Origin of the sequence: Staphylococcus sp. GDB20D11A (assembly GCF_016893255.1) — a bacterium.
Classification (GTDB): Bacteria; Bacillota; Bacilli; order Staphylococcales; family Staphylococcaceae; genus Staphylococcus; species Staphylococcus aureus.
Window position 1 is genome coordinate 57,286 of the sequence record NZ_JAFEPJ010000008.1, and the last position, 11,043, is coordinate 68,328.

Here is an 11,043-nt window from a genome sequence, read left to right on the forward strand (position 1 = left end):
GAGAGTCGCAGATGAAAATAGTTATTATAGGTGGGTTTTTAGGTGGCGGTAAAACGACTGTCTTAAATCATTTGCTCGCTGAATCATTAAAGGAGTCGCTGAAACCGGCAGTCATCATGAATGAATTTGGCAAAATGAGTGTTGATGGTGCCTTAGTATCTGAAGACATACCTTTAAGTGAACTGACAGAGGGGTGTATCTGTTGTGCAATGAAAGCAGATGTATCAGAACAGTTACATCAATTATATTTAAAAGAGCAACCAGACATTGTATTTATTGAATGTAGTGGGATTGCAGAACCGGTCTCTGTCTTAGATGCTTGTTTAACGCCTATTTTAGCTCCGTTTACAACAATTACACATATGATTGGTGTAATAGACGCAAGCATGTATAAACACATTAAATCATTCCCTAAAGACATCCAAGGCTTATTTTATGAGCAATTAGCATATTGTTCTGTCTTATTTGTTAATAAAATAGATTCAGCAGATGTTGAAACGACGAGCAAACTATTGAAAGATTTAGAAGTTATTAACCCAGAGGCCGATATACAAGTTGGTATGCATGGCAGCGTCACTTTGCCAATATCAGTTAGACAAATGACAGCAACTTCTGACAATAAACATAAGTCGTTACATCAAATGATTAATCATCAATTTGTGCAATCACCAGTCAAATGTACAAAAGCACAGTTTATAAAACGTTTAGCATGCCTTCCGTCTCATATTTATAGGTTGAAAGGGTTTATGACATTTAAAGACACTACACATACGTATCTCATTCAATTTACACAAGGACAATATGAATTAACACCTGTAGCATTTTCAAAAAAAGTGCCAGAATATTTGGTGCTTATCGGAAAGGGTATTTCAAAAGAAGACTATCAATGTTTGGAACAGTAGTGTTTTCAGTGGAAGAGAATGGTTAACATGCCTTCATGTATAATAACGAGTTGATTTGAACGTTTAAACGTAAACAAAAAAAGCTTGGTCAGCCATCAAATATAATTTGAAAACTGTACAAGCTGTTTTATTAGAGAACGATAGATTAGCCCCACATATTTAATAATACGTCAGCAAAGCCTTCAGGTTTTTGAATATAACCTAAGTGACCGCCTGGAATATCTACAATAGGTATGTCAGTTTCTTTGTTTATATAAAAGTTGACATCTTGTGGGAAGGATCCTCTAGAATCTGTCCCATTTAGTAGGGTGATTTTATCGCTGTATTTTGTGAAATCATCCAAAGTAATATCTGAATGCGTATATTGTCTAATTTCAAATTCTGACCAGAACATCGTACGTTTGTACTGTTCTATACGTCCTTCTTCAGTATCAGCAGGTTGAGACATCATTTTTGCATCAATTGGTGCGATATTTAATGTTTCACCAAATGTTTTCATGCCTTTTTCTAAGCCTTCTGTTAAAATTTGATGCACAATGTCATCATTTTTATCTTTCCAATAAGTACTGTCTGGTAAAAATGTATTAATTGGTGGTTCATGAAATGCAATCTTTTTAACGACTTCAGGGTAATCTTTTAACACATGCATCGCAACGATTGAACCTGAACTTGAACCTAATATATAGACAGGTTCATCACTTAATGACTTTGCAAGTTCGGCAATGTCCTGTGCGTCGCGTTTGACACGATAATCACTGTCAGGGTTAGAAGCGGAATCAGGGAGTGGCTCAGTTAACTCGCTTTCTCCATAATCACGACGATCAACGGCTACAACAGTAAAATGGTCTTTTAACTGTTCTGCAAGAGGCAGAAAAATGTCTCCGGTACCGTTTGCACCAGGAATAAAGATGAGCACGGGTCCTTGTCCGACTTGGTGGTATCGTAATTTAGCGCCTTGTAATTCTAAAGTTTCCATATTCAATGACCTCCATTTGTTAATTGTTAGATGATAAACCTAATAATTTAGCACCATTTGTATAACTTATTTTCTCTTTTTCTTCATCTGTTAAACCCAGTTCATCTAAAAATACGCCTAATTTTTCAGGCTCAATATATGGATAATCAGCAGCATAAAGAATTCTATCAATACCTACTTCTTTCTTGACTAAATCAAACTGTGGCTTCGTTAACATGCCACTTGGTGTGATATAAAAATTATTTTTAAAGTAATAGCTTACAGGGTGGTTCAAATGTTCAGCGAATAAAGCTTCATCCATACGTTCTAAGAAGAATGGGATAAACTCACCCCAATGTCCTATAATCATATTTAACTTTGGATAACGATCAAAAATGCCAGATAATACTAGATGTATTGCATGAATTCCGACATCAATGTGCCAACCATAACCAAAACAAGCAAATGTTGCCGCGGTTACTTCAGGATAATTTCCTTTGTAGTATGATTGATAAATGTCACTGTTAACTGGTGCGGGATGTAGATAAATTGGTACGCCTAAATTTTCAGCTGTTTTGAAAATAATGTCATATTTGTCTTGATCAAGAAAACCATCTTGTGTACGTCCCATAATGAGCGCACCTTTGAATCTTAAATCATTGATGCAACGTTCGAATTCTCGCGCTGCGGCTTCAGGCTCATTGATAGGTAAAGTTGCAAAGCCTACAAAGCGATTGGGATATTGTGCAATATAGTTTGCCAATTGATCATTTGCTTTTTGACATAATTCAATGGCTTTCTGACCAACTAAATTTGAGGGAGACCCATTTCCATAAGATAAGACTTGAATTTGAACGTCTTGATTATTCATAAATTGGATACGTTCATCATGATGTGATAATTCGTCGGCATTTGTAAAACCTGTCTTTTTTTCAAGGCCTTCTAACATTACTTTCATCGGTACACCTTTAGGATCTGCTGATATCGCATTCATCGTTTCTTTTTGAATATCTTCAATGACATAATGTTCTTCAAACGTAATACTTTTCATTTAATTCGCCTCCATATTGTATTGCATGTTTATTGCATCTATTGCAGAAGCATTTTTTATATACCTCTAATTTCAATGTTTGTAACATAAAATTGATCTACCAAGGCATTTCTCCATCGCCATTAATAAATGTACCTGTTGGGCCATCTGCACCAATCGTTGCTAATTGAATGATTGGCTTGATTCCTTCAGAAACGTGTTTGGAATTATTACTAAAATCACCAACTAAATCAGTGTTTGTAGCACCTGGATCAGCAGCATTGATTTGCATGTTTGGTAATCCTTTAGCGTATTGTAATGTTAGCATTGTTACTGCCGATTTAGACGAACAATAAGCTAATGAATTCACTTTAGATTCAGCTGTTTCGGGGTTTGTAACCATTCCAAATGAACCTAAACCACTTGATACGTTGACGACAACAGGTTGTTCAGATTTTTCTAAGAGAGGGACGAATGTGTTCATCATTCGAACGATACCGAATACATTCGTTTGATATACTTCTTCAACGTCACGAGGTGTCAATTTGGAAGGTGTTGAAAATTGACCAGATATACCTGCATTGTTAATGAGGATATCAAGACGACCTTCTTTTTCAGCAATCATGTTATAAGCATTTTTGACAGAGTAGTCACTTGTAACATCTAACTGTACATAATGAACACCTAATTTTTGTGATGCTTGTTGTCCTCTTACGTCATTACGAGAACCTATATAAACTTTGTAACCCAATGCTTTAAGTGCCTCTGCACTTGCATAGCCTAACCCTTTATTGCCTCCTGTGATTAACACAATTTTAGTCATTACGTTCCACCTCATCTAAATAAATGTTTAATAAATAATTTCTGTACGCTTCAATTGAAATATGGCGATGTTCTATTTGGAAGGCAAATACACTAGTTGATAATGATTGTAACAGCATATCAGTTTTGAACTTTGTGAAAATGTCATCATCGCTTTTAAATAAATCGTAATAAAAATCAAATAATTCTTGATAAAATGCGCTTTGGTAAAAACGTAATTTATTGTTGCCAGCTTCAATACAATGAAGAAGTGTTTTATTATCGATTTTAAATTGTAAAAGATAATCTAAAGATACTTTCATAACCTCATAATTAGAATGATAGTCATCCTTAATTTGTTTAAATCGAGTTATAAAAGTATTAAGATCTCTTTGTATGACGTAGAAGCATAAATCGCTTTTATCTTTAAAATGTCGATATAGTGTCCCCATACCGATACCTAGTTCTTTAGCAATACGATTCATACTAATGTTTTCAACGCCTTCTTCATCAAAAAGTTTGTGTGCTATTTCTTCAATTCGTTGCCTATTCTCTATGGCATCCTTTCGCATTGTTCCACCTACTTATAGTTCTCTAAAATTGACAAACGGATAACTCTCCGTTTATTATAAAGCGTGTTAAGAAAGATAGCAATGAATTTGCAATAACTATTAAATATCATAAAAGAAAAGAGTGTTGCGTATGTCTTTAAATAAAGAGCAAAGACGTATTACAGCTGAAGAATTGCAAGCACATTTTGAAGAATCTACCTTATCGGTTCAAATGATTGCTGAAAAACTGAATGTCACTACAGAAGATGTGGAAAAAGTGTTAGCTATGAAAGCGCCACTAGGCATTTTTAGTCATCAATTACAACGATTTATTCATTTAGTATGGGATGTCAGAGATGTAATAAACGACAATATTAAAGGAAATGGACAAACACCAGAACCATATACGTATTTAAAAGGTGAAAAAGAGGACTATTGGTTTTTAAGATAAAAAGAGGAGTGGATCTAAAATGAAAGATATTTTAGTAATAGGCGCAACAGGGAAGCAAGGTAATGCAGTTGTAAAACAGTTGTTAGAGGATGGATGGTATGTAAGTGCATTAACTAGAAATAAGAATAACCGTAAACTTTCAGACATAGGACATCCGCATTTATCAATCGTTGAAGGTGATCTGAGTGATAATGTTAGTTTGCAATCAGCGATGAAAGGGAAGTATGGATTATACAGTATTCAGCCAATCGTTAAAGATGATGTTAACGAAGAATTAAGACAAGGTATGAAGATAATTGAAATAGCTGAGCAAGAAAATATTCAACATATCGTGTATAGTACTGCGGGAGGGGTTAATCGAAATCGAACTGGCCCACACTTTGAAGTACTAGCAAAAATAGAAAATAGATTAATGGAATCTAATATAAATGCAACAATTATCAAACCATCATTCTTTATGGATAATTTTTTACGCATTGCTAAAGTCGAAGATGAACGTATTACATTACCAGAATTTATTAATCCGAATATAAAATTCACAATGATTTCTTCTATTGATATAGCTAAAATTGCATCGTATATTTTTGCACATCCACAAAGCTTTACGCATCAATCAATAGAGATTGGTTCCGATGAAGTTACATTAAGTGAAGTAGCAACAATTTTTAGTGAAGTGACAGGTAAATCGACTGTTATAGAAGGAGAATTTGTTAGTGGTGTTGCAGAAAAGCAATGGTTGGAAGAAAAAGGTTATGAAGTAGACTTTGAATTAATGGCTGAAATAAATCCAACAAGATTATCATTAAGTGATTGGCTTAAAGTCCAAGACTATAATAAGTAATGAATGGGGTGCAATCATGATTCAATCAATGTGGTTTAATTTGCATGTGCAAGATTTAGAAAAGAGCGCACAGTTTTATAAAGCGTTAGGATTTAAAATAAATAGAAACCCACAAATGTTAGATAAAATGGTCGGCATTCAAATAGGTCAAACAACCGTAATTTTAATAGAAAACAAGCATTTTCAAAATGTAAGTCAGCAAAGCCTTAACACTGAACCAAATGAAGTGATGATTTCTCTAGGTGTGAACACAAATGAAGAAGTTGACCAGTTGCTGAATAAAGTGAAAGAAGCGGGTGGCACAGTCGTTCAAGAACCAACAGTAAGCCAAGGGTTTTATGGTGCAATGTTCAAAGATCTTGATGGACACCATTTTAATTTTTTGGTCTGCTAAAATGAAATTCTCAAAAGAATAAATAAAAAGCCCATACAGAGATGGAGCGTAATGTGGGAGTGGGACAGAAATGATATTTCCGCAAAATTTATTTCGTCGTCCCACCCCAACTTGCACATGTCGTAAGAGACGTGGTGCGATACATTAGTGTCTTCAATCAGTATGGGCTTTGTTTATGAGGTCAGTTGGCACCTTAAGTGCAATACCTCGTGAGCAAATATTAATTTTGAATATAACCGTATTGTTGGCGAAGATCATAAACTTTATCTGGTGTGACATCTTGACCGATTGGATCAACCACTTTTATTGTGGAAAATGTTGTTAATACTTGACCTCGGATCATGCTTAAGTAGTCTTGACGCAATGCATGTTGTTCTTGTTTTTCAGCTACAGTAAGTGGTTGTACTTTTTCTTTATTTGCAAGTTCATTAATTCTATCTAAAATTTTCATATTGTCGTATCCTCCTTAGAATCAAGTGTTGATATATTTTGAGATCATTTCTATAAGGTAATTTATCAACACATTCAGTAATGTTTTTAGTTTCTCGGTCTTTTGACCAGCAGATTTTTGGAATTAAAATAAGGGGTTTGAGACACGATTTTAATAGTAGTACGATGACAAAGTGATGTTATTGAAGTGTCGTTTGATATACATGTCTGCAATGTTGTTTTATAAGACAGGATGACGTAGCTGAGCAAAGAAATGAGCATTGTCGAATGACATCATGTGTCTTATTAAAATTGCAATGGGCATAGCATAGGTATATTCACAGTCGATTTTCTTGATTTCTACATTATCATAATACGTAGTGTAAAAGTTATACGACAGTCGATAGTCGATTCGCTTTTTACCACGAGCAATTATTATGTGTTGCTTCAACTTCGACTTCAATTTACTTTTAATGAATGTCATTAGACTCTGACTATTCTGATTAATATTTAATATGTTATGCGTGTGTTCAAACCCCTGAGGTTCATCTGTCTCGCTCACGTCAATCCCTCCTATCTTAGGATTTAAACAACGCATATCAACTATGCGACATGTGTTGCTTAGACATACTATACTACTATGTCGTACGCTTGCCAATAAACACGCACATATCATTTGTTGCCTAAACAACATATTGCCTGAAGTGTTGTTTAAGTACGCAAAAACAAAAATGCTTGTCACTAAAATCTATATGTTTTAATGACAAGCTTATTTTCATTCAGTTAACGACTGCCAATATGGGATTGTAGAGTATAAGAAGTTGATTTATGTCCTAGACACGGCTAATCAATCGTAATACGTTAAATTTTATTGTGTGTACAAGTATGAACCTAAGTCACATAGTGATTTCAAGATGCATGACTAAATACCAAGTTTTATTAAAAATGTGCTATATGATGAATTAAAAATGGAAGGTTGCGATCGATAAACACATCGGCTGTCTCTTGACTCGTGTTAAACCAATGTAATGCTAAGCCTGATATACCAGCTGCTAAAAAACTCGCACTATTTACAATGATATCTCGTTGATGCTCTGGGTAGCTGTTTTCTAACATAATCGCAAAAATATCTTCTAATTCATTATTAATACGTTGATGTGCTTTGTTGCAAAATGCTTCACTATTTAATTCGCAAGACTTTGCAGCATCTTTGATATAACTCGCAATTGAAATGAAAATATTACGTAGTACCTTTTCATTAATGACATTAGAAATGCTCAAGTTATCATTCAAGTCTTTTAAAATGGTTACAGACAATGTGTAGTCTAGGAGGTCTTCTTTATCAGTGAAATGAGCGTAAAATGTTGCACGATTTAGCGTAGCAATATCAGTGATATCTTTAACTGTAATTTGAGATAATTTCTTTTCTCTAGAAATTTTAAGAAAAGCATCTACAAGCAATTGTTTGGTTCTAACGATTCTTGGATCTATGGATTTACTTTCCATCATTTGTTCACTACCTAACATCTGTTGTTTTAACACTTATTATCAGTATCTTCTATTATGTTGTCAATGGTGTTGATTGTGTGTAGGTGTTGATGATATGTAAGTGCTGATACACTCCTAGCAAATAATGTACCTTTTTGGTAAGCATTTGAATGTCTTTCTTCTATTATATTAATGGATTTTAAAAATGAAGATAAAATAAAAGTGTATTGTAACAATATGTTTGAAAAATTGCCAATTTCTTTATCTAAAAATTCAGAATTTTGTGATATACTATTTTTCATAGTCTTGAGTTATAGATGATACTGCTAGCCTAAATATAACAACATCGGCATGCACATCTTAGAATTTAAGCTAGTGGCAGCTTATAACTTAAGGCTCTTTATTATTTGCATAAAGATGTATATACATAAATGGAAGGATGATATTATGACATCAATTAAAACAATTACACCCAAAGATTTTATATTTAGAGTTTTATCAGGTGTCGCCATAGGTATTGTTGCGGGTTTAGTTCCTAATGCGATACTTGGAGAAATTTTTAAATACTTTATGGATTATCATCCGATTTTTAAAACGTTATTAGGCGTTGTCGTTGCAATTCAATTTACAGTACCTGCTTTGATTGGTGCATTGGTTGCCATGAAATTTGACTTATCGCCATTAGCAATTGCTGTTGTGGCAAGTGCAGCATATGTAGGAAGCGGTGCAGCGCAGTTTAAAAATGGTGCTTGGATGATTACGGGTATTGGTGATTTAATTAATACAATGATTACAGCAGCGATTGCAGTGTTGTTCATTTTACTTATTCAACATCGCGTAGGTAGTATGGCATTGATTGTATTCCCAACAGTTGTTGGCGGTATTTCAGGTGCAATTGGTGTTTTAATATTGCCGTATACGAAAATGATTACAACAGCCATCGGTAATATGGTTAATGGTTTTACAGAATTACAACCGATTGTCATGAGTATTTTGATTTCAATGGTATTTAGTCTTATTATTATTTCTCCACTATCAACTGTGGCCATTGCCTTTGCGATAGGTATTACAGGTTTAGCAGCTGGGTCAGCGTCAATTGGTATTTCCGCGACTGAAGCTGTATTGATAATTGGTACAAGTAAAGTGAATCGTTTAGGGGTGCCGTTATCCGTCTTCTTTGGAGGCGTTAAAATGATGATACCTAATATGGTGAAATATCCAATTCTTATGTTACCAATATTGACGACAGCCATTGTATCAGGTTTGGTATCAGCATTAGTAGGTATTCATGGAACGAAAGAGTCAGCTGGATTTGGTTTTATAGGGATGGTAGGACCGATTAATGCATTTAAATTTATGGAGGTTGATTCTGCTTGGTTGAGTGTCTTACTAATTGTAGTAGCGTTCTTTGTTGTACCATTTGTAACAGCTTGGCTTGCAGATATCATTTATCGTAAAGTGTTTCGTTTATATACTAATGATATTTTTAAATTCATGGGATAAGGACAGTATGTTTTTTGAAAATATGAGACCAAAAATTATTTAATGTTATTGTGAATTGAGAGAATAAAGTTTAACAATATAATTGAGCTGTAGTTTATTTGTGCTTATAAAAGATAAGACAATTCACAAAAGATGTGTGCATAGTAACTTTGAATATATAACAATAATAGCAATCAACACATTTGCAGAACCATATGTGTTGATTGCTTTTTAATTGCGTTTAATGTACGAAAATAAGAGAAGTTACATGTCAGATATATTACAGATATGTAACAAAAATACAATCTGTAATATTACGAAAGTTGTAATAGTTGAGCTAAACATAGTAAAAATCTTATGTGTTAAAGACTATTTCAAGGGTTTATTGGATTCTAAAAGGTACATATTTCACATTACAGTATAAAACAGCCATATTTCAACATTACAAATAAAACTTGATATTGTAATGTTTTGTAAAGAAAGTGTAATTTACTGGCTGGTTTTTTGTGATATAGTGATTACCGTTGAAAGAAATAAAAGACAATTTAAACTTGCACTACGACATTTCAAATTCAAAATATAATTACTAAAAACATAAACTTACAATTATTACTGGAGGATTTTTTACTATGAAAAAGACAATTATGGCATCATCATTAGCAGTGGCATTAGGTGTAACAGGTTACGCAGCAAGCACAGGACATGAAGCACACGCTGCTGAAATGAACGTTGATCAAGCACACTTAGTTGACTTAGCACACAATCACCAAGATCAATTAAATGCAGCTCCAATCAAAGATGGTGCATATGACATCCACTTTGTAAAAGATGGTTTCCAATATAACTTCACTTCAAATGGTACTACATGGTCATGGAGCTATGAAGCAGCTAATGGTCAAACTGCTGGTTTCTCAAACGTTGCAGGTGCAGACTACACTACTTCATACAACCAAGGTTCAAATGTACAATCAGTAAGCTACAATGCACAATCAAGTAACTCAAACGTTGAAGCTGTTTCAGCTCCAACTTACCATAACTACAGCACTTCAACTACTTCAAGTTCAGTGAGATTAAGCAATGGTAATACTGCAGGTGCTACTGGTTCATCAGCAGCTCAAATCATGGCTCAACGTACTGGTGTTTCAGCTTCTACATGGGCTGCAATCATCGCTCGTGAATCAAATGGTCAAGTAAATGCTTACAACCCATCAGGTGCTTCAGGTTTATTCCAAACTATGCCAGGTTGGGGTCCAACAAACACTGTTGACCAACAAATCAACGCAGCTGTTAAAGCATACAAAGCACAAGGTTTAAGCGCTTGGGGATTCTAATTCCTTCATAATTAATAAAAGTAATGTTTAGACATTAAATATATAGCTCTTCCCATAGAAATTGGGAAGAGTTTTTTTATTAGAAATTAAAGTATGATTCTAGAGCCTTAGGATGTTATTTTATTATTCCTGATGATTTTAATGTCATGATAGAAGAATTAATGTCACTATTAAATTAGAATAAGGTGAAATAAACAATACACCATGATTCTTTTTACACAAACACTTCAATAAGGAGTGATTATTTGTCATTTCATATGGTTAAATTTGAAAATGAGTTGGAAAGATATCACCGTGTATATATTTTAATAACAGTGCGCGGTAATTTATCAGTTTATTCAACTTTTTAAAAGTAAATTCCGAACAGCATATCTTAATGATTCTGTTA

At 34.0% G+C, this 11,043-nt stretch carries 14 protein-coding genes; 7 read left to right on the forward strand and 7 right to left on the reverse strand.

The genetic code is table 11. From position 1 onward, the window contains the following. The first annotated feature begins 11 nt into the window (after positions 1-11). The gene (locus JV528_RS06050; RefSeq protein WP_000706520.1) at positions 12-902 is read left to right on the forward strand and encodes a CobW family GTP-binding protein; all 891 of its coding nucleotides are present in this window, start codon (positions 12-14) and stop codon (positions 900-902) included. A gap of 145 nt (positions 903-1,047) precedes the next feature. On the opposite strand, the gene JV528_RS06055 is transcribed toward JV528_RS06050, so the two are convergent. The 4 genes from JV528_RS06055 to JV528_RS06070 all read right to left on the reverse strand — a co-directional run bounded on the left by JV528_RS06055 (position 1,048) and on the right by JV528_RS06070 (position 4,260). Continuing rightward, the gene (locus JV528_RS06055; protein ID WP_000448904.1) at positions 1,048-1,878 is read right to left on the reverse strand and encodes an alpha/beta hydrolase; all 831 of its coding nucleotides are present in this window, start codon (positions 1,876-1,878) and stop codon (positions 1,048-1,050) included. Between the two features lie 19 nt (positions 1,879-1,897). Then, positions 1,898-2,908 carry an amidohydrolase family protein gene (locus JV528_RS06060; RefSeq protein WP_000836426.1) on the reverse strand — a complete coding sequence of 337 codons (1,011 nt, stop codon included), beginning with the start codon at positions 2,906-2,908 and terminating at the stop codon, positions 1,898-1,900. 97 nt (positions 2,909-3,005) lie between these two features. Next, complete coding sequence (locus JV528_RS06065; RefSeq protein WP_000161838.1) at positions 3,006-3,710, reverse strand: SDR family NAD(P)-dependent oxidoreductase; 705 nt, start codon at positions 3,708-3,710, stop codon at positions 3,006-3,008. Next, on the reverse strand, positions 3,703-4,260 hold the full coding sequence (locus JV528_RS06070) for a TetR/AcrR family transcriptional regulator (RefSeq protein ID WP_001224178.1): 558 nt from the start codon (positions 4,258-4,260) through the stop codon (positions 3,703-3,705). Before JV528_RS06070 ends, JV528_RS06065 begins: the two co-directional genes overlap by 8 nt. Before the next feature lie 130 nt (positions 4,261-4,390). On the opposite strand from JV528_RS06070, the gene JV528_RS06075 reads away from it, so the two are divergent. Genes JV528_RS06075 through JV528_RS06085 form a run of 3 tightly spaced genes read left to right on the forward strand, consistent with a single transcriptional unit; the run spans position 4,391 to position 5,925 of the window. Further along, the gene (locus JV528_RS06075; RefSeq protein WP_000055855.1) at positions 4,391-4,690 is read left to right on the forward strand and encodes a DUF2316 family protein; all 300 of its coding nucleotides are present in this window, start codon (positions 4,391-4,393) and stop codon (positions 4,688-4,690) included. Positions 4,691-4,709: 19 nt separating this feature from the next. After that, the gene (locus tag JV528_RS06080) at positions 4,710-5,531 is read left to right on the forward strand and encodes an NmrA/HSCARG family protein (protein WP_000651834.1); all 822 of its coding nucleotides are present in this window, start codon (positions 4,710-4,712) and stop codon (positions 5,529-5,531) included. Between the two features lie 16 nt (positions 5,532-5,547). Then, complete coding sequence (locus tag JV528_RS06085; protein WP_000616224.1) at positions 5,548-5,925, forward strand: VOC family protein; 378 nt, start codon at positions 5,548-5,550, stop codon at positions 5,923-5,925. Between the two features lie 220 nt (positions 5,926-6,145). Here the strand turns inward: JV528_RS06085 and JV528_RS06090 are convergent, their stop codons facing one another. The 3 genes from JV528_RS06090 to JV528_RS06100 all read right to left on the reverse strand — a co-directional run bounded on the left by JV528_RS06090 (position 6,146) and on the right by JV528_RS06100 (position 7,863). Further along, the gene (locus tag JV528_RS06090; RefSeq protein ID WP_000697134.1) at positions 6,146-6,376 is read right to left on the reverse strand and encodes a DUF896 domain-containing protein; all 231 of its coding nucleotides are present in this window, start codon (positions 6,374-6,376) and stop codon (positions 6,146-6,148) included. Between the two features lie 219 nt (positions 6,377-6,595). After that, the gene (locus tag JV528_RS06095; RefSeq protein WP_078061131.1) at positions 6,596-7,096 is read right to left on the reverse strand and encodes a hypothetical protein; all 501 of its coding nucleotides are present in this window, start codon (positions 7,094-7,096) and stop codon (positions 6,596-6,598) included. Between the two features lie 197 nt (positions 7,097-7,293). Beyond that, positions 7,294-7,863: a TetR/AcrR family transcriptional regulator gene (locus JV528_RS06100; RefSeq protein ID WP_001789900.1), complete on the reverse strand. Its 570-nt coding sequence runs from the start codon at positions 7,861-7,863 to the stop codon at positions 7,294-7,296. 171 nt (positions 7,864-8,034) lie between these two features. Between JV528_RS06100 and JV528_RS06105 the strand changes: the two genes are divergently transcribed. From JV528_RS06105 to isaA, 3 genes are all read left to right on the forward strand, one after another. After that, positions 8,035-8,163, forward strand: a complete 129-nt coding sequence (locus tag JV528_RS06105) for a hypothetical protein (RefSeq protein ID WP_001791985.1) — start codon at positions 8,035-8,037, stop codon at positions 8,161-8,163. Between the two features lie 126 nt (positions 8,164-8,289). Next, the gene (locus tag JV528_RS06110) at positions 8,290-9,345 is read left to right on the forward strand and encodes a PTS sugar transporter subunit IIC (protein WP_000200684.1); all 1,056 of its coding nucleotides are present in this window, start codon (positions 8,290-8,292) and stop codon (positions 9,343-9,345) included. Positions 9,346-9,953: 608 nt separating this feature from the next. Beyond that, positions 9,954-10,655 (forward strand): lytic transglycosylase IsaA, encoded by a 702-nt coding sequence (gene isaA / locus JV528_RS06115; RefSeq protein ID WP_000751271.1) that lies wholly within the window; start codon positions 9,954-9,956, stop codon positions 10,653-10,655. The last annotated feature ends 388 nt before the right edge of the window (positions 10,656-11,043 follow it).